General features: G+C 63.1%; 30 protein-coding genes, 1 tRNA gene and 1 pseudogene. 15 read left to right on the top strand and 17 right to left on the bottom strand.

Translation table 11 applies throughout. The annotated features are described in order from the left end of the window. Positions 1-429: cobalamin-dependent protein (locus AUC71_RS14795; RefSeq protein WP_193427052.1), on the top strand; the 429-nt coding region annotated here is incomplete at its 5' end. Positions 430-531: 102 nt separating this feature from the next. Continuing rightward, positions 532-708 carry a hypothetical protein gene (locus tag AUC71_RS19785; protein ID WP_158007883.1) on the top strand — a complete coding sequence of 59 codons (177 nt, stop codon included), beginning with the start codon at positions 532-534 and terminating at the stop codon, positions 706-708. Between the two features lie 15 nt (positions 709-723). Here the strand turns inward: AUC71_RS19785 and AUC71_RS14790 are convergent, their stop codons facing one another. After that, positions 724-2,028, bottom strand: coding sequence for a response regulator (locus AUC71_RS14790; protein WP_158007882.1), 1,305 nt, complete (start codon positions 2,026-2,028; stop codon positions 724-726). A gap of 328 nt (positions 2,029-2,356) precedes the next feature. On the opposite strand from AUC71_RS14790, the gene AUC71_RS14785 reads away from it, so the two are divergent. The 4 genes from AUC71_RS14785 to AUC71_RS14770 all read left to right on the top strand — a co-directional run bounded on the left by AUC71_RS14785 (position 2,357) and on the right by AUC71_RS14770 (position 4,540). Further along, the gene (locus tag AUC71_RS14785; RefSeq protein ID WP_069624855.1) at positions 2,357-2,608 is read left to right on the top strand and encodes a (2Fe-2S)-binding protein; all 252 of its coding nucleotides are present in this window, start codon (positions 2,357-2,359) and stop codon (positions 2,606-2,608) included. A 53-nt stretch (positions 2,609-2,661) separates the two neighbouring features. After that, positions 2,662-3,153: a bacterioferritin gene (bfr, locus tag AUC71_RS14780; protein WP_069624854.1), complete on the top strand. Its 492-nt coding sequence runs from the start codon at positions 2,662-2,664 to the stop codon at positions 3,151-3,153. Positions 3,154-3,176: 23 nt separating this feature from the next. After that, positions 3,177-3,848 carry an alpha/beta hydrolase gene (locus tag AUC71_RS14775; RefSeq protein WP_069624853.1) on the top strand — a complete coding sequence of 224 codons (672 nt, stop codon included), beginning with the start codon at positions 3,177-3,179 and terminating at the stop codon, positions 3,846-3,848. A 125-nt stretch (positions 3,849-3,973) separates the two neighbouring features. Then, a complete protein-coding gene (locus tag AUC71_RS14770; protein WP_244500991.1) occupies positions 3,974-4,540 on the top strand; it encodes an HNH endonuclease in 567 nt (188 codons plus the stop codon). Between the two features lie 6 nt (positions 4,541-4,546). Here the strand turns inward: AUC71_RS14770 and AUC71_RS14765 are convergent, their stop codons facing one another. The 5 genes and pseudogenes from AUC71_RS14765 to AUC71_RS14750 all read right to left on the bottom strand — a co-directional run bounded on the left by AUC71_RS14765 (position 4,547) and on the right by AUC71_RS14750 (position 6,862). Beyond that, positions 4,547-5,266 (bottom strand): cytochrome c biogenesis CcdA family protein, encoded by a 720-nt coding sequence (locus tag AUC71_RS14765; protein WP_069624851.1) that lies wholly within the window; start codon positions 5,264-5,266, stop codon positions 4,547-4,549. 21 nt (positions 5,267-5,287) lie between these two features. After that, the gene (locus AUC71_RS14760; RefSeq protein WP_069624850.1) at positions 5,288-5,680 is read right to left on the bottom strand and encodes a thioredoxin family protein; all 393 of its coding nucleotides are present in this window, start codon (positions 5,678-5,680) and stop codon (positions 5,288-5,290) included. A 134-nt stretch (positions 5,681-5,814) separates the two neighbouring features. Next, a complete protein-coding gene (locus AUC71_RS14755; RefSeq protein ID WP_280139329.1) occupies positions 5,815-6,156 on the bottom strand; it encodes a disulfide bond formation protein B in 342 nt (113 codons plus the stop codon). Further along, positions 6,087-6,242, bottom strand: a pseudogene (locus AUC71_RS22070) (disulfide bond formation protein B); the annotation flags it as partial. The gene AUC71_RS14755 and the pseudogene AUC71_RS22070, both read right to left, overlap by 70 nt. A 38-nt stretch (positions 6,243-6,280) precedes the next feature. After that, complete coding sequence (locus tag AUC71_RS14750; RefSeq protein WP_069624849.1) at positions 6,281-6,862, bottom strand: YqaA family protein; 582 nt, start codon at positions 6,860-6,862, stop codon at positions 6,281-6,283. Positions 6,863-6,926: 64 nt separating this feature from the next. Between AUC71_RS14750 and AUC71_RS14745 the strand changes: the two genes are divergently transcribed. From AUC71_RS14745 to AUC71_RS14735, 3 genes are all read left to right on the top strand, one after another. Beyond that, positions 6,927-7,841: an aldo/keto reductase gene (locus AUC71_RS14745; RefSeq protein WP_069624857.1), complete on the top strand. Its 915-nt coding sequence runs from the start codon at positions 6,927-6,929 to the stop codon at positions 7,839-7,841. Next, a complete protein-coding gene (locus tag AUC71_RS14740) occupies positions 7,841-8,533 on the top strand; it encodes a DUF6064 family protein (RefSeq protein ID WP_069624848.1) in 693 nt (230 codons plus the stop codon). The genes AUC71_RS14745 and AUC71_RS14740 overlap by 1 nt, the downstream gene beginning before the upstream one ends. A gap of 37 nt (positions 8,534-8,570) precedes the next feature. Beyond that, positions 8,571-8,656: transfer RNA gene (locus AUC71_RS14735), tRNA-Leu, on the top strand. Positions 8,657-8,678: 22 nt separating this feature from the next. Here AUC71_RS14735 and AUC71_RS14730 read toward each other — a convergent pair. From AUC71_RS14730 to AUC71_RS20435, 9 genes are all read right to left on the bottom strand, one after another. After that, a complete protein-coding gene (locus AUC71_RS14730) occupies positions 8,679-9,467 on the bottom strand; it encodes a tyrosine-type recombinase/integrase (RefSeq protein ID WP_244500990.1) in 789 nt (262 codons plus the stop codon). Positions 9,468-9,754: 287 nt separating this feature from the next. Beyond that, entirely contained in the window at positions 9,755-9,934 is a 180-nt protein-coding gene (locus AUC71_RS14725; RefSeq protein WP_069624846.1) for a hypothetical protein, read from the bottom strand. 446 nt (positions 9,935-10,380) lie between these two features. After that, entirely contained in the window at positions 10,381-10,611 is a 231-nt protein-coding gene (locus AUC71_RS14720; RefSeq protein ID WP_069624845.1) for a hypothetical protein, read from the bottom strand. A 1,030-nt stretch (positions 10,612-11,641) separates the two neighbouring features. Further along, positions 11,642-12,706: a phage portal protein gene (locus tag AUC71_RS14715; protein WP_069624844.1), complete on the bottom strand. Its 1,065-nt coding sequence runs from the start codon at positions 12,704-12,706 to the stop codon at positions 11,642-11,644. Beyond that, entirely contained in the window at positions 12,703-13,227 is a 525-nt protein-coding gene (locus AUC71_RS14710) for a hypothetical protein (protein ID WP_069624843.1), read from the bottom strand. Before AUC71_RS14710 ends, AUC71_RS14715 begins: the two co-directional genes overlap by 4 nt. After that, entirely contained in the window at positions 13,227-13,862 is a 636-nt protein-coding gene (locus AUC71_RS14705) for an HK97 family phage prohead protease (RefSeq protein WP_069624842.1), read from the bottom strand. Before AUC71_RS14705 ends, AUC71_RS14710 begins: the two co-directional genes overlap by 1 nt. 98 nt (positions 13,863-13,960) lie before the next feature. Next, positions 13,961-15,130, bottom strand: coding sequence for a phage major capsid protein (locus tag AUC71_RS14700; RefSeq protein ID WP_204376748.1), 1,170 nt, complete (start codon positions 15,128-15,130; stop codon positions 13,961-13,963). A gap of 21 nt (positions 15,131-15,151) precedes the next feature. Further along, positions 15,152-15,406: an HNH endonuclease gene (locus AUC71_RS22860; protein WP_425283400.1), complete on the bottom strand. Its 255-nt coding sequence runs from the start codon at positions 15,404-15,406 to the stop codon at positions 15,152-15,154. Positions 15,407-15,432: 26 nt separating this feature from the next. After that, positions 15,433-15,837, bottom strand: a complete 405-nt coding sequence (locus AUC71_RS20435) for a terminase TerL endonuclease subunit (RefSeq protein ID WP_204376747.1) — start codon at positions 15,835-15,837, stop codon at positions 15,433-15,435. A 171-nt stretch (positions 15,838-16,008) separates the two neighbouring features. On the opposite strand from AUC71_RS20435, the gene AUC71_RS20430 reads away from it, so the two are divergent. From AUC71_RS20430 to AUC71_RS14685, 4 genes are all read left to right on the top strand, one after another. Beyond that, a complete protein-coding gene (locus tag AUC71_RS20430) occupies positions 16,009-16,152 on the top strand; it encodes a hypothetical protein (protein ID WP_204376746.1) in 144 nt (47 codons plus the stop codon). Between the two features lie 284 nt (positions 16,153-16,436). Beyond that, complete coding sequence (locus tag AUC71_RS20425) at positions 16,437-16,655, top strand: hypothetical protein (RefSeq protein WP_204376745.1); 219 nt, start codon at positions 16,437-16,439, stop codon at positions 16,653-16,655. 507 nt (positions 16,656-17,162) lie between these two features. Then, complete coding sequence (locus AUC71_RS14690) at positions 17,163-17,573, top strand: hypothetical protein (RefSeq protein ID WP_069624841.1); 411 nt, start codon at positions 17,163-17,165, stop codon at positions 17,571-17,573. A 461-nt stretch (positions 17,574-18,034) separates the two neighbouring features. Next, positions 18,035-18,343, top strand: coding sequence for a hypothetical protein (locus AUC71_RS14685; RefSeq protein WP_069624840.1), 309 nt, complete (start codon positions 18,035-18,037; stop codon positions 18,341-18,343). Positions 18,344-18,607: 264 nt separating this feature from the next. On the opposite strand, the gene AUC71_RS14680 is transcribed toward AUC71_RS14685, so the two are convergent. Beyond that, a complete protein-coding gene (locus AUC71_RS14680) occupies positions 18,608-19,006 on the bottom strand; it encodes an LOTUS domain-containing protein (RefSeq protein ID WP_141701744.1) in 399 nt (132 codons plus the stop codon). A gap of 388 nt (positions 19,007-19,394) precedes the next feature. After that, positions 19,395-19,925 carry a hypothetical protein gene (locus AUC71_RS14675; protein WP_141701743.1) on the bottom strand — a complete coding sequence of 177 codons (531 nt, stop codon included), beginning with the start codon at positions 19,923-19,925 and terminating at the stop codon, positions 19,395-19,397. A 135-nt stretch (positions 19,926-20,060) separates the two neighbouring features. Between AUC71_RS14675 and AUC71_RS14670 the strand changes: the two genes are divergently transcribed. Next, a complete protein-coding gene (locus AUC71_RS14670) occupies positions 20,061-21,098 on the top strand; it encodes a ligand-gated ion channel (RefSeq protein WP_069624837.1) in 1,038 nt (345 codons plus the stop codon). A gap of 129 nt (positions 21,099-21,227) precedes the next feature. Continuing rightward, on the top strand, positions 21,228-21,833 hold a 606-nt coding region (locus tag AUC71_RS14665), incomplete at its 3' end, for a hypothetical protein (RefSeq protein WP_204376744.1).

The raw sequence follows: 21,833 nt of genomic DNA, 5'->3' as shown, positions 1-21,833 counted from the left end.
CTCGACGGTCACTCGAACGGCGCCGAACAGATTGCCGTGCGCGCCGACGATGTGGGCATGAACGTGATCTATGACGGCATCCGGCTGACGCCTGCGGAGATCGTGGAGCAGGCGAAGGAAGCCAAGGCGCATGTCGTCGGACTGTCGATCCTGTCCGGCTCTCACGTATCGCTGGTACGCGACGTGGCGCAGAAGCTCCGCGAAGCGGGCATGGGCGACGTGCCCGTGGTGGTGGGCGGCATCATTCCGCCGGAGGACGTCAACATCCTCAAGCAGTGCGGCGCATCGGCCGTCTACACCCCGAAGGACTTCCAGCTCAACGACATCATGACCGGCATCGTCAATCTCGTGGATCAGAAAGTGGCAGTGCTGGCGGAAGCCGGCGTTCCCGTGCCCCCGATCGAGGCCAAGGAAAAGGTCCCGCTTTAGGCCGTCATCCCTTTAAGTCTGGGCGATGGTAGCGGGTGGGCTTTGCCGCTAGACTCCGGCCAACGCCGATTCTCTTCGGGCGTCCAGCCAAGGGGGAGCCTCATGAACTTCAATCTGAGCACGCCGCGCCGCGAGACCTTCATCGTTTCGATCGTCATCGCCGTTTTGGTGGTCATCGGCATGATCGTGCCGTTGCCGATCTTCACCGGCTACGGTCTTGGCCTGCTGTTGATCGCCTATCTGATCCTGCTGGCCGGTGTCTTGCTGGATAACGTATAGCCCACCTGGCGAGTCTCAGCTCGCCTTGGCGACCACAGCCTCGTCTTGCGCCGGAAGGAAGGGGACCAGCGCGGCATAGAGCCCCCGGCCCTGGATCGGCTTCGCCACGCGCGCGTTCACGCCCGCTTCGACGAGGGCCTGCCCGTTGTCCTTCTCCGAGACCGCGGTAAGCGCCACGACGGCCACGTCGGACGCGCTGGCTTGAAGCGCGCGGATGCGCTGCGCCATTTGCAGGCCGTCATAGTCCGGCAGCGCCGTATCCATGAGCACGAGGTCGTAGGTGCGCGCCGAAAGATACATCAGCGCCGCAGTGCCGGTTTCGGCGACATCATGGGTCAGACCGAACTCCTCGAGATAAGCACCGATCAGCAAGCGGTTGACCACGTTGCTTTCGACCACGAGAACGTGCCCGGACAGCGCGCCGCTCTTGTGCTTTGGCTCCGGCTTGGGGTTGAGGTCGGCCGGCACATCGTCATTGGCCGCCTCGAGAATCTCGACCGGGGCTTCGTGTCCGGCCATCTGAGCTTGAGGCATGTCGTCGGCGACGACCGTCTGGAACGTGAACCAATAGAGCGAGCCCTGGCCGGCCGCGCTCTCGCAGCCAAGGCCACCGCCCATCGCCTCGGCGAGACGGCGGGCGATCGGCAGGCCAAGCCCGCCCCCTACACGCGATGCGTCGGCTGACGGCTGGAACAGCGCCGCCTGCTCGGCAGCGCTGAAACCTTCACCCGTGTCGGTGACATCGAACCGCATCGTGATCGGATAGCTGGCCTCGTTGATGCTGGCATAGAGCCGGATCGAGCCCGTGTTGGTGGAGTGCAGCGCCATCTCGATCAAGCCCATGAGAACCTGACGGACGCGAGCCGCGTCGCCCACGATGAAGCGCGGACAATTGTCGGCCATGTCCACGCCGCTCATCAAGCCTTTCGCACCGGCCCGCTCTTGAAGCACGGACGCGGCTTCCTTGACCATGACATGCAGATCGAAACGCTCGACCGCCAGTTCGGCCTCGCCGCTTTCCAAAGTGCTGAAATCTTGAACTTCGCTGAGTGCCCCGAGAAAGCGCTGCGTGGACTGCGCCAGGACCTCGGCCTCGCGCCGTTGCGCCGCGCTCAGCGGACCAGAGAGAATACGGTCCGCCATCGTGGCGAGCGAGGCCATGGGCGGCAGAAGCTCCTTACCGACGATCGTCAGCAGGCTAGAGCATGCCGCACCGGTCATCTCCGCCGCCGCACGCGCTTTACGCTCCGTATCGAGTTGATCGACGAGACTCTGGATCTGTCCGAACAGATCCCCCGGATGAAAATCATTCACTTGCATGATCGCCCCCACCAAAAACGCTTTGTTTCTTTGTTCTTCGCGGAGCATCGCAGACATGATTTAAAACCCGGCTAAATTGCTTGGTTTATGAGGTCCTAAGCGAGCGGGGCCATCCAGCCTCTCACTCGAGCCCCTAGATCCCAGGTGGACTGCCATAAGTCTGTTCACGGATGCTTTCTCTGTCGCGCCACGGCTCTTGCCTGGACACAAATTCTACTTTAGAATTATCCTAATCTGAAAGGGAGAGCCCAGCCGGCCCGCCTGACGCAGCCAAAACCGTTCCCGCCGGACCTGAAGACAAGTCCGCCGCGCTGTCCTAGAGAGAGGCATGATTGTCTGTTCCTGCTCCATGATCTCTGCCCAGGACATTCACGATGCGGTCTCGGCCTTACGCACAAAGGATCCTTTCGTGGTGCTGACCCCGGGCCTGATCTACAAAACGCTGGGCAAGCGTCCGTCCTGCGGCAGCTGCCTGCCGCTCATCACCAAGCTCATGGTTGGCTATGACGAGGAGGGACCGAGTTCGGCGGCCTCTCTTCCGCATCGATCGCCGTTCGACAACACCCCCCGGGCCGGCTAGCTGGGCCAACGCGACCCAACGATCAAAACTAAGGTTGAGAGGAGAATCGAGAAATGAAGGGCAATCCCACTGTCATTGAATATCTCAACAAGGCGCTCACCAGCGAGCTGACCGCGGTCAACCAGTACTGGCTGCATTATCGGCTGCTGGACGACTGGGGCTACACGAAGCTCGCGGCCAAGGAGCGCGCGGAATCCATCGAGGAGATGCACCACGCCGACAAGCTCGTGACCCGCATCATCTTCCTCGAGGGCTTCCCCAACATGCAGAAGCTCGACCCGTTGATGATCGGCCAGAACGTCAAGGAGATCCTCGAATGTGATCTGAAGGCGGAGTACGGCGCCCGCGCTCTTTATATGGAAGCCCGCGCCGCCTGCCGGAAGGAAGAGGACTATGTCAGCATGGACCTGTTCGAGGAGCTTCTGGCGGACGAGGAAGGTCACATCGACTTCATCGAGACCCAGCTTGGCCTGCTGAATGACATCGGTCCGCAGATGTACGGCCAGCTCAACGCCGACTCCGCGAAGCATGCTGGCGACGACTAGGTCAAGCTGTACGTTTCATCTGAATGACTTTACCGCAACTCGACGGACCACGATTGGCGCCGGCCGCCGGCGGCACGCCGCGTCAGCTCGTGGTGTTCCTTCATGGCTATGGCGCCGACGGCAACGACCTTATCGGCTTGGGGCGCGAATGGGCGCGCGCCCTGCCCCATGCCGCGTTCGTCTCGCCAAACGCGCCCGAGCCGTGCGGCATGGCGCCCATGGGCCGGCAATGGTTTGACCTTTCGCTGGGCGATATGTCGATTATTGCCGAGGGGGTGGCCCGCGCCGCGCCCCCGCTCGACGCCTTCCTCGGCGCGGAACTCACCCGGCACAATTTGCCTCCTGAGGCGCTCGCCTCGTGGGGTCAGCAGGGTACGATGATGGCGCTGGCGGTCGGGCTCGCGCGGAACCCCTCGCCCGCGGCGATCGTCGGCTATTCCGGGGCGCTCGCCACGGTCGAGACCCTGCCGCCCCCAGGCTCAGGACCGGCCATTCTATTGGTGCATGGCGATATGGACGAAGTCATCCCCGTCGATGCGATGTACATGGCTCGTGAGATGCTCGGCCAGGCGGGATTGCCCGTCGAATGGCACGTCTCTCAGGGCATCGGCCACGGCATCGACGGACAAGGCCTGCAACTCGGCGGCGCCTTTCTGAAGCAGGCTTTCGGCAACGCCGCCTCGCCGGTACCTTAGGGGCTTTGTGAAGGGTGGACCACATCATGTGGGGCCCTTCACATTCATGACACGTCCTTATAGTATCTCGCGCGACAACGAGAATGGGCCCGAGTGCGACGGGCAAGTCAAAGGACCTTTTGGCCTTGAACGTCGCAACCGCATCGGCCGCCCCCGGCACCTTTCCGGCGCTCGTGCTGAATGCCGACTACCGGCCGCTTTCCTACTATCCGCTATCGCTTTGGGGCTGGCAGGACGCGGTAAAGGCCGTGTTTCTCGACCGCGTCAACATCGTCTCCGAATACGAGCACGCGGTTCACTCGCCCTCCTTCGAGATGAAGCTGCCAAGCGTGGTGTCGCTCAAGAGCTATGTGCGCCCCGCCCTCTATCCCGCCTTCACCCGGTTTAACGTGTTTCTGCGCGACCGCTTCCTCTGCCAGTATTGCGGCGACGGCCAGGACCTGACCTTCGATCATCTGGTCCCCCGCTCGCGCGGCGGGCTGACACGGTGGGACAATGTGGTCACGGCCTGCGCGCCCTGCAATCTCGCGAAGGGCGGCAAAATGCCGGCGCACGCCAAGATGTGGCCGGCGCAGAAGCCCTACCGTCCCACGGTGTTCGAGCTGCACCGGAACGGCCGGCTATTCCCGCCGAACTATCTGCATGAGAGCTGGCTCGACTATCTCTACTGGGATACCGAACTGGAGCCGTAAGCGCGCTCAGTATCGCGTGGTCAGGTCGGTCAGCCAGTCGGGCGAGGCCTCGACCAGAAAAGCCTCGACCTTCTTGTCGGCGCCGGTGGCCACCAGCAGGCCGACCGCGACCAGCAGCACGCCGAGCAGCATCTTGCCGCCTTTGCCCGCTTCCATCAGACGGCCGCGCCAGCGCATCATCGCCTCGCGCGACACGAAGCCGAGCACCATCAAGGGCAGCGCCGCGCCGACGCCGAAGGCCAGCATGGTGAGCGCGACCTGACCGAGATCCTCGCCCTTGGCGGCCAGGATCGAGGCGGCGCCGAGCGTCGGCCCCACGCACGGGACCCACACGGCCCCAAGTAGAACCCCGAGCCCGAACTGACCCCAAAGGCTCGTGGCCGAGAAGCCGCCGATACGGTCGTCGACCCAATTGCCCACCGGGCCCGCGGCCACGGCGACTTGCTGCTGCAGCCGCGGCACGACCAAAACAACGCCAACGGTGATGAGCAACAGCGCCGAGACGGCGCGGAACACATCGGTGTCGAGGCCGATCGCGAAGCCGATCGTCGCCACGAACAGACCGATGACCGTGAACGAGACCGCGAGCCCGGAAGCGAGCGCGGCTGGCCCGAGCCGGTGCTCGCTCTGCGCGGTGCCGAGCACGATGGGAAGCAGCGGCAGGACGCAGGGCGACAGCACCGACAGCACGCCGGCGAGAAACGCAAGCCCGATGGTTGCGATCATGAGATGGCCTCGGGCCGGCGTTTAGAGCGTCTTGTCGAGCAGGCCCTCGATCGAGAGCTGGCTGGTATCGCCCACCGACCGGTCGAGCTCCTTGCCGTCCTTGAAGACGATGAGCGTGCTCTGAGAGCGCACGTTCAGTGGCTTGAGCTGCTCTTTCTGGGTATCGAAGTCGGCCTTCAGCACCACGAGGTCCTTGTATTTCGGCTCGCGGGTGAGCTGCGTCAGGATCGGGTTCTGTGCCCGGCACACCGAGCACCAGGGGGCAAACACGTCGACCAGGATCGGCTTGCCCTCGCTTTGCGCCTGGGCCAGCGCCTCCGGCGTGAATTCCTTCCACTCCGCGGCGGTTGCAGGGACGGCGCCGACCAGAATCACGGCGACGAGACCGGCAATAAAAGCGCGAAACTGGGTCATCTTGGACCTCCAGGGTGAGAGCTATCTCAGCCTGGATAGCAGCGCGCCTTGGCCCGCGCCAATCACCACGCTTGAACCTTTCGTGAGCGGGGAAACGCGATTTCAGGCGCGCCGCGCCGCACCATAGGCGGCGATCAGGCGAGCCCCGCCGAGACCACGGCGTTCCAGCCGGCGAAGGACAGCCCCAGAAAATGCCACGGCGCCTCGTCGCAACGGATCACCGGCGTATCGACGATGCCCTCCTCGCCCCAGTTCAGATCGAACCCGCCGGCGCAGGTCTCCGGACCGGGCCAGAACTTCCACTCGGCGCCTGCGTGATAGACGCCGAGCGCGGCGTCAGGAGAAAGCCGATGGCGATGAGCCGGAGCACCAGCCGCGCAAAGCCGAAAGTCTCGCCCCGCGCGGCGAAGAAGGCGACGAGCGCGGCAGGCACCGCGAAATAATAGGCGTAGCGCTCCTGGAGGCAGAGCGGGCATGGCGCGTAGCCGCCGAACTGCTCGAAGGCGTGCGCCGTCAGGATGGTGAGCAGCGCGAGCCCGAAAAGGACGGCGCTGACCGCCATCAACTGCCCCGCGAGCCTGTCCTTGTCCATCGCCATGATCACATCACGTATTTGATGAGCACGAAGCCGCCGATCAACAGCACCACGAACACGATCGAGAGAATCCCGAAATATTTGTCGATGAACGCCCGGATCGGCGGCCCGAACCAATAGAGAAGCCCGGCCACGATGAAGAAGCGCAAGCCGCGCGCGGCGACGCTCGCCAGCATGAACACGAAGAAGTTGAGCTGGGTCACGCCGCTGGCGATGGTGATGACCTTGTAGGGAAAAGGCGTGACGCCGGCGATGAACACGATCCAGGCGCCCCACTCATTGTAGCGTTTGGCGAAGTCCTCGAACGCATGGCCGTAGCCGTAGAAGCTGAGGATCGGCTGGCCGACCGTCTCGAACAGAAAATAGCCGATGATGTAGCCGAAGATGCCGCCAAGCACCGAGGCGACCGTGGCGATGCCGGCGAACAGCCAAGCCTTTCGCCGCTCCGCGAGCACCATGGGGATGAGCATCACATCGGGAGGGATCGGAAACACCGAGCTCTCGATGAATGACACGCCCGCTAAGGCCCACGGAGCGTTGCGATGAGCGGCGAGCTCCATGGTCTTGTCATAGGCGCGCCTCAACATGGCGCTCCATTTACCGGGGGTCCGCCCGCTTGTCCATCGGCACCCGCGGCCTTAAGTGGAGGACATGCCGCTGAACCGACGCGAAGTCCTGGGATCGCTAGCGGGCGCGAGCGCCGCCGCGCTGCTTCCCGAGCTCGTCCTGGCGCAAACCGCGCCTCTGACCAAGCCCATTCCCTCTTCCGGCGAGGCGATACCCCTTGTGGGGCTTGGCAGCTGGATCACCTTCAATGTCGGTGACGATCCCGTCGCGCGTGACGACCGCACCGAGGTCATGCGTGCATTCTTCGAAGCCGGCGGACGGCTGATCGATTCCTCGCCGATGTATGGCTCGGCGCAGCCGGTGATCGGTTATGGACTCGAAAAGCTCGGCCACCCGAAGCCCCTTTTCTCCGCCGACAAGGTGTGGACATCGGCGGGTGACGAAGGCCCGGAGCAGATCGAAGCCTCACGCAACCTTTGGGGCATCGACCGCTTTGACCTGGTGCAGGTTCACAACCTGCTCGCTTGGGAAGCGCATCTCGACACGCTGTTCGCCATGAAGGAAGCGGGCAAGCTCCGCTATGTGGGCATCACCACCTCCCATGGCCGTCGCCATGAGGAATTCGAGAAGATCATGACCGCGCACGATCTGGACTTCGTACAGCTCACCTACAACATGGCCGACCGCGACGCCGAAGACCGCCTGCTCCCGCTGGCACGGGAGAAAGGCATCGCGGTCATCGCCAATCGGCCGTTCCGCCAGAAGGAGCTCGTCTACCGATTCGACGGCGAGCCTTTGCCCGATTTCGCTAGCGAGATCGGCGCCAAGAGCTGGGCGCAGTTCCTGCTCAAGTTCGTCGTCTCGCATCCCGCCATCACCTGCGCCATTCCCGCCACCACGCGCGTGGACCATGTGCGGGAGAACATGGGTGTCGCCAACGCGCCGCTGCCTGACGCCGCGTTGCGCCGCCGCATGGTCGCCTACATCAAAAGCGTCTGATGTCGGAGTGGTGGACCTACCAGCCGCGCGACCTGCTGATGTTCTCGCCGGACACCTATTACCGGCTGTTCGAGCTCTACAACACCGAGATTTGGCCCGTGCAGCTTCTCGCGCTCGCCGCAGGGCTCGCGATCCTTGTATTGCTTTATCGGCCGTCGCCTTGGTCCGGGCGGGCCATCGCCGCGCTGCTTGCAGCCTGCTGGGCCTTCGTCGCCTGGGCCTATTTCCATGAGCGCTACGCCACCATCAACCTGGCGGCACCCACCTACGTTTTGGCCTTCGCGGCGCAGGCCGTGCTGCTCCTCCTGGTCGGCGTCGTCCTCAACCGGCTGAGCTTCGCCAAGCGCGGCACCCCGCTAAGCCAGGCAGGCCGCGCCTTGTTCCTCGCCGGGCTGATGATCTACCCGCTCATGCCTGCGATTTTCGGCAGGCCTTGGCTCCAGTCGGAGCTGTTCGGCATCGCGCCCGACCCGACCGTCTTCGGCACGCTCGGCGTCCTTGTGGCCGCGGATCGCATGCGCTGGGAGCTGATGGTCATTCCGGTGCTGTGGTCGGCAGTCACCGGCGTCACCCTGTGGACCATGGGCTCATCCGACGCGGCGGTCACCGGGGTCGCCGCGCTCTATGCCCTCTGCGTCGCCGTTCTCCGCGCGATCGAACGTAAAGAGCCCGGGCCCTCCTTGGGCAGTTGACCGGATAGGCGGCTTCCCCCATGTTCCCGGCCCGATAGCCCCAGTGGCGGAATGGTAGACGCGACAGACTCAAAATCTGTTGTCCGCAAGGGCGTGCTGGTTCGAGTCCGGCCTGGGGCACCATAATTCTAAAGCGGCGTTGATCTTATTGGCTTTTCTTGCCTGACTCCCGCACCGGATGGCTAGGTGCGGGAATAGCTGTTCCGGGTGCGTTCAGTTTCTCGATGGACTGTGCGGCAAGGTGGCGCCGGTTGGCGGTGCGCGTGTAGTGCGCGGCCATCTTCGGATCGGTCCAGCCGAACACCGCCATGAGCTGCGCCTCGGTCGCGCCGTTGTTCGCCATCCTGGTCGCTGCCAGCTTGCGGACGCCGTGAAGGGAGCCGGGAACGCCAGCCTCTTTACATGCAGCCTTGAAGGCGTTGCCGAGCGCTTCCTTTCTGTTGAAAGGTTGACCTCGGGCACCAACGATAAAGGTCAAGTCGCCAGTCGGGCCGGCGTCCAGGGTCTTCTGTAGCACCGGCAGGACGATCACGGGGACCTCGACCGTGTAGCCGCTCTTTTCGGTTTTGATAGACCCGGCCCGCGCATGTTGACGCCCTACGCGGAAAAGATCACCGCGTCGAAGCCCGGTATAGAGCGCAACGTCGAGCCATACCCTCTCCCGCGTGCCGATGGGCCAGCGCGCCTCGTAGGCTTTGGCGTGTTCCTCGGTCCATGGAATGAAGCCGTCGCCACTCTTGCGCTGCGGGTTGGATACGCCCGCCGTTGGATCAACCTTGACGAAGCCCGCCGCCTTAGCCCAGCGGAACAGTGCGCGCATGGCATCGAGGAAATGCCGCGCTTGATGCGGCGTCTTTGAACGCCGCTCTCTGCCGGCCTCTATCGTGGCCGCTGTGATCTTGGCATAAGCCTCGTGGCCGGCCGTCTCCAGCACGCCCTTAAAGATGTTCTCGCGCTGGCGCCGGGTAGCGGCTGACAGGTCCGTCCATGCGGTCGTTTCGCGGTAGCGCGTGAGCAGCCATGCGAGGGACGCAGTAGAAGACGATGCAGTCTTGCGGGCAGGGACGCCAGCTAAAGCCGCCCGATACTCTTCATCAAATTCAGGCGAGCCGTATTCGGCGCGGAGTCGGATGCGTGGGCCGTGATCTACGCGGACATACCAAACGGCGCGACCGTGGCGTGTGGTCTCTCTTTGTAGATGAGGGGGGCGTGGTCGTGGCATTAGAGGATGATCTCCTTGTCGTCCCTTGCCGCCTCGGGATTCTGAGTCAAACCAACCTTCAGCACAAGAGTCCCGTCCGGGCGAAACTCGACCGTGGCAGACTCGAAGCCCGCCGCCTTGGCGGCCTTGAGGGCGCGCGCGACATCGCACTGCCTGAACCTGGAAGGGCCACGAGACATAAGAAAAGCCTTTGATGTTTGGAGAGTCAGAGAAAGCCGCTCAGCAGCCTTACCGGTGCCCGGCGTCGGGACTCATGGCCGGCCGTTTCGGCAGTCCTGAGTCAAACGCGGAGGCTGATCTGTGCTAAAGGTGGTCGCGATGTTCGCTCGCAGGGGAACGGTCTGATGCGTTACGCAAAGGCTTGTGGAATCGGTCTGTGTTTGACTTTGGCGACCCCCGGCTTCGCGCTATCCGAACCGAAGTCGCAGACTCAAAGCATGTCCTTCGAGGGTTGCCTTCTGGTGATCCGCAATACGGCCGGCGAACTTGGTGTTGCGCCGGTCAATATCGTTGAGACATCCGACCTTCGAATTGTGCGTTTTCCCACCGCAGATGGTTCAGTCTTGGTGACGTGCTCAAGACCGGATCAGAAAATGGTCATTACCCAAAGTCCGCCTGAGTGAACCTAGTTCACGCGCCTGCTCAGCGCAGCCCGCTCGGCCATGACGCCCGCCGCCAGCTCGCCGAGGAAGTGGTCCATAAACTTGGGCTGGAGCCGATGCGCCCAGGCGACCCGCAGCCTTGCCGAGACATCGGTGATGACCTCCATGACCTCTTCGTCGCTCTGCCGTGCAGTTTCGCTCGCGATGGTCGCGGCGAGCGCTGCGATGTAGGCGTGATCCTTCTCGTCAAGCATCGGCTTCCTCTTTGATGGTTGGCCACAGAACTCGTCGCCGTGGCGGTGGTGATGGTGATGTCGGTGTCTGAGCGGCACGCCGAGCGCGCTGGCCGCAGGTGGTGGAGCAGTATTTCTGACTGGCCTTACGAGGCTCGAAGGTGGCGCCGCACTGCGCGCAAGATCGAAGCTCGACCGGCTTCCTGCCCTTCTCCCTGCGGCGTGCGGCATACGCCCGTTCTTGGCAAAACTCGGAACAGAAACGAGACGGCCATTGAACCTTCGGCAGAAAGCAAGCGCCGCAGTGTTCGCAGTGCCGCTCGTCAACGGCACGAGCTGCGTGGGCGCACTCCACGGAGCAATGTCTGTGAGTCCGACTGGAGGGAGTGAGCCCGCGCCGCAGGTTGGACAGGTCCGTTCGACCTGCGGGCGGCTTCGGTGGTAGCAAGCCGTCGAACAGAACTTGCCAGCCACGTTTTGCGCGGGCTCGAACTCGGCGCCGCAGCTCCTACACAGCCGCTTGCCGTCCGTGGCGAGCACGAGGCGTGCGGCCTCGGCGGCGTGCTGCCACTCGACGCGCTGGCGTTTCGAGTTGAAGGATGCTCGACAGTGGACAGAGCAAAACTTGCGGCTCCGACGCTCCAGGGATGATCCGCAGTTTTTGCAAAACCAGAGATGCTCTTGAATTTCCGGCTGGCCCTGTTGCCAGCTCGGCCGGGACACGCCCAGGCGAGCGAAGGCGAAGGCGAGTATCTGGAGCGCGTAGCTGTCGGCCCGGTGCCAGTCCCGCCCTTCGAGGCAACAGTGGCTTCGGATCGCCGCCCGGATCGCACCTTCAAATTGAAACTTTGTAGGCTCGCCCTGTCGAGAACTGCGGCGACCTGTCGAACGAGTGGGTCATGGTGCGCTCGTCGGACTTTGGCCACGGCCGCCCCTCAAAAAAAGAGGCGGACAGCATTGCCGCCCGCCGAGTTGGGTATGACGCCGGGCTTTTCGAGAGGTGCGGCGCCCGGCAGCCGCGACTTACTCAGCGCCCTGCGGCGCCGATCTCTTATTGCTGCCAGTCCACGAGGCGCAGGGCTGCTCCCAGGTCGCCGGGTGCAAGGCCACTCTCTTTGGCGCGGGCCATCGCCTCGATCACGGTGCCAACGGCACGAGCGCGCCCGCCTGCGTCATAGGCCTGCAAGGGTCGAAGGACGTCTATCTCGACCGTGGCGCCGAGCTTGGCGGTCGCTTCCTCGGCGATGATCGCGGCTATGGGTTGGAGTTGCCAAACTCCAAGGTGCCTTTCTGCTTCACGAATTGCCGGCCCTGTTGCGTTTTGGGAGTCGAACAATGTGGGCAGTACGCCGAAGCACAGCGCAACAGAGTCCCGCGCGGCGGTCCATGACTCCTTGGTCATGCTCTTGGATATGTCTGGCGATAAGTCCGAGGGACGCCAGTCAGTAGATGGTGATGGTCCGCCGGCTGCGCCCACGTTCACGCTTTCACGCAGCAAGACTCGACCGCGTTGTCCTCGAAAGGATCGGCCGAGCGCCGAGTTGTCTGTGTCAGGCTGCTCGGGCATGGGCACGATCAGCGAGCCCAAGGGCGCCAGCTCGTATGTCTCGGCAAGCGCGGCCTCGATGGCATGTAGGAGACCGGCGGTAAGGCTGGAGCGTTTTAAGGGTGAGCTGCCGAACCAAGGTGCCGAAGGATCTGAGCCGATGCGAACGTGAAGGATCTCTGGGGCGAGCGCGGTCTGTGTCCTCCCGCCGCCCGCCTCGCTGACACTGAGTCTGTACGCAACCGGCTTCCCATTGCGGGTGCTCAAGTCCCAGTCACTCGCCGGGACAAGCTCGTCGTCGCGGATCAGCCCGACAAACTCGCCACGCAGGGCAAGTGACCGTGCGATCAGCGCCATGGTGCGCCGGTCCAGTAAGTCCGTGCCGGCGACATCGGCAAGGCTTAGCCCGCTTTCCCACATGGAAACGCAGCTCTGGGCGCATCCGGTTAATTCACCCAAGCCACTCCGGCCGCTGATGTAGGCTTCCCTCGCGGCGATGATCTCGCTGGTAAAGCCGGATGCGCTGGCGCGGCGTTCGAGCTTCTTGAAGGGCCAAAAGTTTAGCTTCATGGCGCCCGCCTGTACGGCCGCAGCAAGTCGCCAGCGCCGCTGTTTGAAATTGACCGGCTTTGCCATGCTTCATGGCGTGCGAGGGTCTGAGAGATGTCACCGAGGGAAACGGCCTCGTTCTTGGCGCCGGGCTCGCCGCTCGCGGCCATGTAGTCGGCGAGCTTGTGCGCGGCTTCGATCACCGCCGCGGGCAGCTCAGGATCACCGCCGCCAACGGTCGCGACGAATCTGAACGGGCCGATTGATGGCAGGAAGATGCCGCCCCATGGGCTGGCAGAGTGGTCGAAACTTTCCACCCATGCCCCATCGTGCCAGACCTCAACAGTGTCGATGACCGCAGGGCAAAGCGGGAAATGGATATCGCCCGGACCTTCGGCGTGCCAAGTGACGCTGCGCGGCGTGAAGCGCCACGCAATATAGCTTTCGATCCGCGCCCACACTGCCGGGTTGATGGCTGGCGAGTCTCCAATGTCGGGGTACTCCGCAGGGACCGCTTCGAGCTGCTTCAGGATGATCGCCATTACGCCCTCCAGCGTTGGAGCGTTCGACGCAGGCCGGTGTCGTCGGGCTCGGTTGGGGTCCAGTCTCGCGCCTCGACCTGCGACTGCTTGTAGGCTGGCCTGACGACGAGGCTGACCTCGTACAAGAGCGCCGAGTGAACAGTCCTGATGACCGCGCCTCGCCTCGGGTCTCCATTCTCGTCAAGCGTGCCGTCGTCGGGCTCGTGTTCGATGGTCTCGACTTTCTCGACCGCACGCTTTGGCGGCGTCCTGAAGCCAACGGAGATGCCGTAGATCAGGCCGGCCGCGACGAGGCGCAACACGTCCGCGCCGAAGGATGTCTCGGCTACGTCCCTTGTGATGATCGCGCCGAAGATCAGCGCGGCGGCGGTGTCCTCGAACGTGAGGGTGCCTGTCAGCTTCGAGGCGAGCGGCTGTCCGTAGTCGTGACCGACGAGAAGGTGAATTTCCTTCGTCGGATCGTTGACCCGATAGGCAAAGGCGTGAGGCGCGAAACGCTCTTTCCGAGGCCGGCCGTTTCGACCGCCATCTGAAAGCGTGGCCGTTTTTCCGTATGGGAAGCTCCCCTTGAGCGTTGACGAGCCGTCGCCGGCCCGCCTCAGCTCAAGGTCGCCACCTTCACCGCCGAACAGCATCTAGGCTTACTCGCCGCCGGCGACATCAACGCCGGTGATGACTTCGAGCTGGGCCGAACGGGAAATTGTGACGTCCATGGTGCTCAAAGCAGTCAGCCTCAACTCGCCAGATGCCGCCCCGGAGTACACGTCTTTGATGATGTCGATGCCGCCCCAAGTGCCCACGAAGATCGGCGGCGTGCCGTTCTAGAGACGGTCAAGAGCGCCTTCGTCACGGCCGGCGACGACACGTCCGACGCCGCGTTGGGACTTAGAACGATGTTGCCGGCGCCGACATTCTTGACGAGTCTGTCCCACTCGGAGATGGCCGTGCCGGTGACAAGATCGCCGTCCATGATGTCGAACACCTCGGGTCTGACGAGGAGCTTCACCGCGCCCCCGGCAGCGTTCAGCAGGAAGCGGACGACCGCAGAGCGGAACATCCCCCAGTCGGGTGCGGCAGAGGCCGGTGTCTCGGTGATCTCATAAGTGCTGGCGCCGGTGATGACGCCCAGCGGCTCGCCGTCTTCGCCGGTGCCTTGGAAGACCACTCGGTCAAGAGCTTCGGCCATGGCGCCGTTCATGGAACGGCGGACAGCGGCCTCAAGCGCTGGCCCGCTCTGCTTCAGCGAGCGGCGGCTCAAGGTCATGCGACAGCCGAGCGTGTTCTCGGGCTTCAAGGGCCTGTCCAGTGTCGTGTACGCCGTGGGCGCCGGCACACTGCCAAGTTCCGTTGCCTGCCAGCCCGTGGTCACGCTGGACGTGCAGACCGGAACCTCGACGAACCCAAAGTCGATATTTTGGACGCTGGCGCCCATTCGGACTGCGGCCGAGTCAGCGAACAGCTTGTCGATAATGGGCGCGGTGCGGATCGGGTCCGGCGTGCCGGATGCGATGGTCTCGCCCTCGCGCTTTTCCAGCGCGGCCCACGGGATCGGCAGACCCGCATAGGAACCATGGGCGCGCATCTCCGAAACTACTTCGGCAGTAGGGCCATCCAGGGCGCGGCCCTCATCCAGAAACAAGGCAATTTGTCTGACCTCGAAGCGGTCAATGAGCGCGTCGAACTCTTTGCCGTCGCGCGTCTCCAGGTCTGCGCCATGCTCCCGCCGCTCGACATCCTCGGCGACGAGCGCGGCACGAAAGCGGACCTCGTTGCCCCGATATTCCGCGTCCAGCTTTTCCATGGCGCGCGTCTCGTCTTCGCTCGGCTCGGTCTTGCCGACGAGGCCGGCCAGCTCTTGGCGGATTTCGCTCTGGCGTCTTTCGATAGTTTTGGATTGCAGCATTTCAGTTCCCTGTTTGGTTGGTTAGGTTTTCAAAAGCTCGCGCCACTTGCGCCGCTCTGGCGACAAGGGCGAAAGTCCAATTTCGGTAATGGTTTTTCGGGAGTGGCACGAGCTGCACAAACTGCGCAGGTTGCTCAGCTCGTAAGACAATTCAGGATGCGTCCGAACGGGCAGGACGTGATCGACCTCGCGCGCGGGCGCACCGCATGGACAACGCCAACGGTCACGCCGTAGCGCCTGGAGCCGCAGAGCCTTCCAGCGTTTCGTTTTCGTCACCGCCCTGGAGGCGCCGCGATACTCTTTCAGGCCCAAACTGGAGGCCGTATCACGCGCGCAGGTCTGGCCATCTGCCGCGCACCCTCACCTATCGCGATGACCGCCGAGGCTACGGCGTCGATTCTGCCGAGGCTTCGAGCTTTAGCCAGTTTCAAATTTTGCGCCGGGTCTTGCAGCAGCACGGTGTCGGCCATGGCGGACCTCAACAAGAGGCTCGGCCTCACCTTCACCATGCCGTCGAGCACCGCACGCCTGAACCTTTGGATATCGTCGGAGCCGTCTTTGTAGCCGAAACCTCTCAATTGGACCGGAGCCCGGATACCGGCAGCGTCCAAGCCTTCGGACATTTCCGATATCTTGTAGCGGTCAAAGCAAACCGCGCTGATCGGCTGGCCCTCCACATGCGCCATGACCTCCAGGAGCCACGCCACGATGGGGACGGTGCGGTCGCGATTGTGCGCAGCTCGCCGGCCTCGGCCATTTCGAGGTAACGCCGGCCGACGCCATCGGCGCCGCCGCGATCTTCGAGGCCGGGTGACGAGGGGAACCATGCGAGGGATTCCAGCCGGCCGCTCAAAGGCCAGAAGAAAGACGCAGCGCTCATGCTGGAACTGCCGCCCGCGTCCAACCCGATGACGACCGCGCCGTCTCTAGGTGGCAGCGTGCTCGTCTCGCAGCCGAGCCATTCATCGACCGTCAACAAGACGGCCCTGTTCTCGGCGCTGCACCTTTGGTTCAGATTGTAAAGCCGGTAGGCGGTCAGCTCAGACCCGCCGCGCTTCTGAGCCCTTCGAGCTTGAGCTGCCAGCCATGGCAGGCTCGGCCCGATTCCAAACTTGCAGCCGGGATTCGCTTTTAGAATCTGGTCAACGTCATCGACCGCGCACCCCTCGTCGGCGCGGTGCTGTTGGACGTAAGAACCTTCCGGCGGGTCATCTAGGAGCCGACTGAAAGCATGGGCGTCCGTGCTGGCGCTCGTAGATATCGCAATATATCTGCCGGACCTCTTGCCCAAGCCCGACAACAAGGCGTGCTCCAGCTCGGCGCCGGCCTCGGTCCAGTGGGCTCGTTCATCGGCAATGCACAAGGTCGGGCTCGTGCCCAAGGCGGTGCGGCCGTCGCTGGCCAGAACTCGAATAAGGTGCGGCCCATCGTCGGCCTCGAACTCAATTTCGAGGCGCGGCGCTTTTCGGAAGGTGAGGCGCTTGCGGATATCGTCGGGCAGGGAGTGACAGAGCCCGAGATGTAGTCGAGACGACCCGGCCCTGGTCTCTAGTTCTTCCGGCAACCAAACATTCGCGCCGGACCTGCGGGTCGATCTCGCCGAGCAGATGTCCGAGCGCGAGCCCGCCGCTCAAGGTGGACTTGCCGGACCCTCGGGCCACACTCAAGGCGGCGATGGACACGCCCTTGGCCAAGCTGCCCCGGATAAAGGCTTTCTGGAACGGCGCCAGTTTGATCCGCTGGCCAGCTCTTGGTCCGGTCGGAATATCCAACGATTCCAGAAACTTAATGGCTTTCGTGCTCTCAAGCATATCCTATGACCTACTATCCCTAGTATGCCTGACGCATCTGACCTACTACATCTTGTGAGCGAGGAAGGAAAATCCCCCACCACGTGTGGTCCCCCCAAACGCGACGTGCGACTGCTGCAAAATCAGCCCAGCCGGACTCATAATGCGCACCACCAGGACGAGAAAATCTTGCGTGTAGCCAGCTACCTCCGCTCTAATTGCGCGCAAGGGGGGCTTGGACCATGGAAATCTTGATAGTGCTGTGGCTCGGGCTGGCCGTCGCCATCGGCGCCATCGCCAGCAACAAGGGCCGCAACTTCTTCGGCTGGTTTCTCTTGTCGCTCTTGCTGTCCCCGCTGATAGCAGGAGTCTTACTGGCGGCTGCCGGAAGTAAGCAGACGTCAGTTCCAAGCGCCTCGGCCCATGGCTGGTCATGCGTTCACTGCGCCGAGCCGATCCGCATAGAGGCGAAGATTTGCCCCCACTGCCGTTCGACGCTCCCAGAGGTCGATCCGCGAGTTCTGGAACTGTACCCGCAGATGCACGGCAATTTCCGCTACCGGCGACAGCCTGACGGCTCTGTACTAATGGCAACTCCGTCCGGCGCACGCCGCTTCGCCAACTGGAACGAGTTTTGGCGTGCGGTGAACTAGGGCGCGCTTAACGCTCTCGGCCTTGCGTTATCCAGGACATCTCCACAGGCCAAATGCTCTGTGCGTTGCAGGGCGGCCACAGAGTGCGGCACCATCGCTTGAGATTGCGGAGCGAATCACGGAGCCTGAGTACGGTGGAAAAGTTTTGATGGATGGGGAGGTTGGTTCGATCAACTGGTCGAATCGCTTTAGCATCCGATGCCGTTGGGGCGGTGGGTCAGAAGCTCTGTCAAGACTAGACCCATCCGCCGTCACGACAGCCTCCGGTCCAAACGGAGGTTGGCTCACGGGGGGGTCGGGGTCCAAACCCGGCTTCCCCTCGTGGGTTCGCTATAGCGGACCCTAGCGCGCCCACTGATTCGCGTTAATCGAAAAGTTGGTCGATTCTCCGCCTTTCCAGAACTTCTGTCGCGAGGGCTCCGGTGCCTGAGAGCTACATAACCGTGGAGTTCGCCAGGTAGATGGACCTCAAGGGCTTTGATCTGGAGCATTGGTGGAAGATGTTGGCCGGGTTCGGCGCCGTCATGGCCGTCGCCGCGGTGACGGTTAAGCTCATTCCGATCTTCTTCATCGGTTCTGGGTTGTTCCTCATCGGTCTCGGCGAGTGGATCAATCATCCCTACCGAGAAGGAATGGTGCCCGGATACAAGATCTCCGGACATCCCCGCGTCAATCACTTGTCGGGATGGCTACTTGATCTGATTGGCTTTGCACTTGCCGTGTTCGGAATGGCAAAACTACTCCAGTCGGAGAACCTTCTTAATCTCTGAGGGATTGTCGCCGGCTTTGTTGGGTGAGGTGGCGCCGCGCGCGGGCTCCAAGCCCAGGCGCGCAGGCGCAGTCACGAACATTGCGCCCCGCGCATTGCTCGCTCGCCTTGGGGGCGGCGAGCTGGCGCGCATGAGACAGGTCTGTGAGCCATATAGATATATATGTGTCACAGAGTTGTCTCACGCTGGCGGCGATACCACTGAGCGCGGCTGATGCCTTCGGCCACCCAGGGCCTTTTCCGAGACAGCGACTTGGCCTCGTACTCAGCACGAGGCTTCACACCGGCAGCCGGCGCCGGAGGCGTTGCGCTTGACCCGCTTCTGGCGGGACATCTCCAAGCGTGTCTCCTTGGTGACATCGACGGAGCCGATGGTCCGGATACCGAGCCGTTCTCTCTCGATGAAGGTCAGTCTGAGATGTTCGCCTAGAGTCTCGGAACTGAAACGGCGAGGGTTGGCCGCGATGGTCTCGGCCAAGGCGGTCGCCTGCATGGAGGGCAGCCACGGCGCCCACAGCTCGGCCCACATGACCATCTTCTTGATGGTGTCGCCGCCCGTGAGGGCGATGGTGTGCAGCATTAGCTCCAGGTCTTCGGAGCCGGCGTCATCGTCGGGTAGTTCGTAGCCGTAGCGCCAGTGATAGAGCTGCCGCAGCTCGTCCACTCTGATATCCGCAAAGCTACGATCGACGCGGCGGTCTTCGGCTAGGCAGTCGTAGTGGCGAGCGACAAGCCGTCGATGCGCTTCCTGATACATTTGATGATGGTGGTGGTGGGGGGGTGCCGGCGACCATGGCGCCAGACATGACAAAGCCCCGGCGGTGATCCGCACGAGGCCCAACGACTTCATTGCATCAAAATCTAGCGGTTCGACCCGCGCGTGTCAACAACATATAGCGTGCGTTGGGTGCGGCCGTCGCTTAAAATTGCTTTGGTACGTCAAAGGCGCCGTTAGCCCGCACCCTAAGCCCAAGCCCTTGATCCACCTTAATAGTGGCACAACGGCCTGGGGCACCACTTCACGTTTTTCGATTGAGGGGCGGCGACCGCTCTCAGGCGCGCCGCTGCCGGTCCAGCGCTCTTTGCACGATGGCCGCCACCTGGGCGGCATCGGGCACGTCCCAGAAGCCAAACTTGCCAGTGTAATCGGTGTAGCGCCGGCGGCGGGGCAAGCCCGAAACGAACAAGGCCGTACCGCTCCCACCCTCGCCTTCGAGCAATTCCACCGCATCGTCCGCCGCGCTCAGATCCACGCTGGTGAGCGCGCGATGACCGATCGACTTACTGAGGACGAGCGCACGCCGATCCGTGAGCCCATAGATCGTGCCGCGCGCCATCAGAGCCGCAATCGCCGGACCCAGCAGCAGGGCCAAACCCGCCAGCAAAGCGAATTGGGCCGCGATGGAGTTGAGCGCGAACCAGCCGGCGATCGCCACGACCAGCCCACCGGCCCCGAGGAGCCAGCGCAGCTTGCGAAACACCGCGCGCGCGTCAGGCTGCCCCGTCCACACCAGCCGTTCGCCCGGCTCTAGTTCAGTCTCAATCTCGGCCTGAAGCGATGCTTGGCGCGAAGACTTACCCATGCGCTCGTCCCCCGCCCACCCTAGCAGCCGCCCGCGTTAGCCTGTTCGGAGAAAAATTGTTGCCCGGGGACGGCCCTGCTGCTTCAAGACCCTTGCGCAATCTATAGCAGCCGGACCGCGCGGGACGGGACTTCGATGCAAATGAAAGCCTATCGCTTGGCGGTCGTTCTCTTCGCCGTCATTGCCGCGCTGGTTCCCTGGCCGTCACTGGCGCAGGACGCACCGCCGCGCCCGGTGATGGAAGCGATCGAGTCGTCTCCCGCGCCGAAGCCCGAACAGGTCATCGTCGGCGCCTATATCAACGACATCCAGCAGCTCGACTTCAAGACCAACAACTACGTCATCGATCTCTATGTGTGGTTTCGCTGGACCAACCCCGCCATCGATCCCTCCAAATCCATGGAGTTCATGAACCGCTATGCCTCGGACGACAATCGCCGAGACGAATTGATCGACACGCCCGAGAAGATGCCCGACGGCAGCTTCTATTCCATCATCCGCTATCAGGGTCTGTTCGCCACGAAGTTTCCGCTGGAGGCATATCCCTTCGATACTCAGGTCTTGAAGGTCGCCATGGAGGACACGCTCGCCGGGGCCGGAGAGCAGGTCTACGTCGTGGACGGCGAGACACCCGTCATCATCGATCCCGTCATTACGCTGCCGGGCTTCGAGGTGGGCAAGCCAACCATGCGCGTCACGACCAACACCTACCCGACAAATTTCGGCGATCTGACCGTCGAAAAGGCAGATCCGTATTCGCGCATCGTCATCTCCGTGCCGGTGACACGGCCGGCCGTCGCCATGTCGCTGAAGACATTTGTGCCGATCCTGCTGATCGTGGTGTGCGCCTCGCTCGTCTATTTCGTCCGGCCGCGCTACGTCGAGGGCCGCATCGGCCTCGGCATCACCGCGCTGCTGACGCTGGTCGCGCTGCAACTGACGGCAACCGCATCCCTCCCGGATGTGGACTATCTGATGATGCTCGATAAGGTCTTCCTGCTCGCCTATCTGTTCATCATCGTCGCCCTTGCCCGCGTGGTCGCCACGTCGTGGCGTGGGGCCGATACGGATTCCGAAGCCGAGATCAAGCAGGCCGACCGCCGTTGGGCCGCAGGCGTGCTCGCGCTCTATCTGCTGGCAAACATCGCGGTAGTGTTGACCGCGCTCGCTTGAGCTTCGGGAACAGCTCCATTGCCACCACGCCGACGCTTTCCTAAGCTGGCCTTCCACCTAGACGGAAGAGGTTCGGCCTCGGCCGGCTCGTCATCATTTCCACACCCATTCAAGAGTGAGAAAATGCCAATGCCGAGAACCTTCTTCCTCGCGGCCGCGCTGTTCGCCGTCGTCCTGGCCTGTCAGGCCAAACCGGCCACGGCCCAGGACGGCGACATGCAGTGGCAGCTCTTCGAGAGCAACGACCCCGACAACAAAGGCGCGATGACCGCGCGGCTCGTTTATGGCGTGCCGGAGACGGACAATGTCCAGGTGATGGGCGTATGCGATGCGCGCCCCAGCACGAGCGCTCAATTCGCCAACTTTACCTTCGGGACCGATATCGGCGACCTTGCCAACGGCGCGGACGCGGCCTTGCGTTTCTCGGGCGGCGGTTTCGAGCAGACGCTCGAGGGCCATATTCAGCGCGCGGAGGGTGAAGGCCTGAGCGGCGTCAATCTCGACATCGAAAACGACGATCAGCTCTGGGCCGCGTTTGCCGAGAAGGAGACGCTCGACTATTCCGTGCCCGGCTATCGCGCCGCCACGCTCAATCTCGCGGAGGGCCGCGACAACCTCAAGAAATTCGTGGAGGCTTGCCGCACATACGAGCAAGCCGTGCTCGGCGGCGGCGCGAGCGCAGAGGCCGAGACTGCGGCGGCGAGCGCGGGCCGGAGAAAGAGGCTTTTACAGCGC

Origin of the sequence: Methyloceanibacter marginalis, from assembly GCF_001723295.1 — a bacterium.
Classification (GTDB): Bacteria; Pseudomonadota; Alphaproteobacteria; order Rhizobiales; family Methyloligellaceae; genus Methyloceanibacter; species Methyloceanibacter marginalis.
The sequence above is the reverse complement of the archived record's forward strand: the minus strand, read 5'-3'. Positions and strand labels throughout refer to the sequence as shown.

Bases quoted from the DNA above. Each gene is read 5' to 3' on its own strand.
- AUC71_RS14755 (WP_280139329.1), bottom strand. From the start codon at position 6,156: ATGCCCGCTCTGCCTCCAGGAGCGCTACGCCTATTATTTCGCGGTGCC.
- AUC71_RS14685 (WP_069624840.1), top strand. From the start codon at position 18,035: ATGGACCTCAAGGGCTTTGATCTGGAGCATTGGTGGAAGATGTTGGCC.
- AUC71_RS14740 (WP_069624848.1), top strand. From the start codon at position 7,841: ATGTCGGAGTGGTGGACCTACCAGCCGCGCGACCTGCTGATGTTCTCG.
- AUC71_RS14760 (WP_069624850.1), bottom strand. From the start codon at position 5,680: ATGACCCAGTTTCGCGCTTTTATTGCCGGTCTCGTCGCCGTGATTCTG.
- bfr (WP_069624854.1), top strand. From the start codon at position 2,662: ATGAAGGGCAATCCCACTGTCATTGAATATCTCAACAAGGCGCTCACC.
- AUC71_RS14790 (WP_158007882.1), bottom strand. From the start codon at position 2,028: ATGCAAGTGAATGATTTTCATCCGGGGGATCTGTTCGGACAGATCCAG.
- AUC71_RS14720 (WP_069624845.1), bottom strand. From the start codon at position 10,611: ATGCTTGACGAGAAGGATCACGCCTACATCGCAGCGCTCGCCGCGACC.
- AUC71_RS14700 (WP_204376748.1), bottom strand. From the start codon at position 15,130: ATGCTGCAATCCAAAACTATCGAAAGACGCCAGAGCGAAATCCGCCAA.
- AUC71_RS14725 (WP_069624846.1), bottom strand. From the start codon at position 9,934: ATGTCTCGTGGCCCTTCCAGGTTCAGGCAGTGCGATGTCGCGCGCGCC.
- AUC71_RS14765 (WP_069624851.1), bottom strand. From the start codon at position 5,266: ATGATCGCAACCATCGGGCTTGCGTTTCTCGCCGGCGTGCTGTCGGTG.
- AUC71_RS14705 (WP_069624842.1), bottom strand. From the start codon at position 13,862: ATGCTGTTCGGCGGTGAAGGTGGCGACCTTGAGCTGAGGCGGGCCGGC.
- AUC71_RS14710 (WP_069624843.1), bottom strand. From the start codon at position 13,227: ATGGCGATCATCCTGAAGCAGCTCGAAGCGGTCCCTGCGGAGTACCCC.
- AUC71_RS14775 (WP_069624853.1), top strand. From the start codon at position 3,177: ATGACTTTACCGCAACTCGACGGACCACGATTGGCGCCGGCCGCCGGC.
- AUC71_RS20430 (WP_204376746.1), top strand. From the start codon at position 16,009: ATGCTGGAACTGCCGCCCGCGTCCAACCCGATGACGACCGCGCCGTCT.
- AUC71_RS14745 (WP_069624857.1), top strand. From the start codon at position 6,927: ATGCCGCTGAACCGACGCGAAGTCCTGGGATCGCTAGCGGGCGCGAGC.
- AUC71_RS14715 (WP_069624844.1), bottom strand. From the start codon at position 12,706: ATGAAGCTAAACTTTTGGCCCTTCAAGAAGCTCGAACGCCGCGCCAGC.
- AUC71_RS14785 (WP_069624855.1), top strand. From the start codon at position 2,357: ATGATTGTCTGTTCCTGCTCCATGATCTCTGCCCAGGACATTCACGAT.
- AUC71_RS14690 (WP_069624841.1), top strand. From the start codon at position 17,163: ATGGAAATCTTGATAGTGCTGTGGCTCGGGCTGGCCGTCGCCATCGGC.
- AUC71_RS14670 (WP_069624837.1), top strand. From the start codon at position 20,061: ATGCAAATGAAAGCCTATCGCTTGGCGGTCGTTCTCTTCGCCGTCATT.
- AUC71_RS14750 (WP_069624849.1), bottom strand. From the start codon at position 6,862: ATGTTGAGGCGCGCCTATGACAAGACCATGGAGCTCGCCGCTCATCGC.
- AUC71_RS14675 (WP_141701743.1), bottom strand. From the start codon at position 19,925: ATGGGTAAGTCTTCGCGCCAAGCATCGCTTCAGGCCGAGATTGAGACT.
- AUC71_RS19785 (WP_158007883.1), top strand. From the start codon at position 532: ATGAACTTCAATCTGAGCACGCCGCGCCGCGAGACCTTCATCGTTTCG.